Source organism: [Flexibacter] sp. ATCC 35208 (assembly GCF_001975825.1).
GTDB lineage: Bacteria > Bacteroidota > Bacteroidia > Chitinophagales > Chitinophagaceae > Chitinophaga.
The window spans coordinates 1-604 of sequence record NZ_MTKN01000230.1; the positions used below are offsets into that span (position 1 = coordinate 1).

Below are 604 nucleotides of genomic sequence, written 5' to 3' on the forward strand. Positions count from 1 at the left end.
ACAAAAATCCTTAATTCCTGGGACTTCCTTTTTTTCCTTCAAAAAGTGTAAACAACTTCATTATCTTGGTTAAGACCTATCTCTTTTTTTGTGTTTAATAATTCTTGTTCAATATTATTTCTTGTAGTTTTAAAACTCTCCAGTTTCTGATTTAGATCAATTATTAATGAATTCAGATATGCAATTAATTGCTCAGCGGATTTATTTTCTAATTGAATTTTTTTCTTAATAATACTCGCTTCAGTAGTTTTGATAAGCTCGTTAATCCCAACCAATTGAATATCTAAATTCTGTAGTAATGCATGATTGTTGCTGTAAATCAATGTTATAGTACTATGTTGGCCAGTAAGAAACCTTAAAAGCTGCTCCTTATTTTTATTTATTTTTTCTCTTATGGATTCAATTTCTTGAATTAGAGAAGATTTCTGGGATAATGAGAGCAGGATATTATCTTCGATTGTTTTGTTCGTAGTTACTTTGATTAATAGTTCAGAATGAGAACTATAAGTTTGGTTACATAGAGGGCAGTGATTTAATTGGCTGTCATTTATAAGTTCTAAGCCTGTCTGGAGTAGTTCTTTCAAGGTGTAATCGGCAGATAACA

The 604-nt window shown here is 30.0% G+C and carries 1 protein-coding gene; it reads right to left on the reverse strand.

Translation table 11 applies throughout. From position 1 onward, the window contains the following. Nucleotides 1-38 precede the first annotated feature (38 nt). Nucleotides 39-604, reverse strand: a 566-nt coding sequence (locus tag BW716_RS37380) for a hypothetical protein (protein ID WP_179091425.1), incomplete at its 5' end; no start/stop codon positions are given.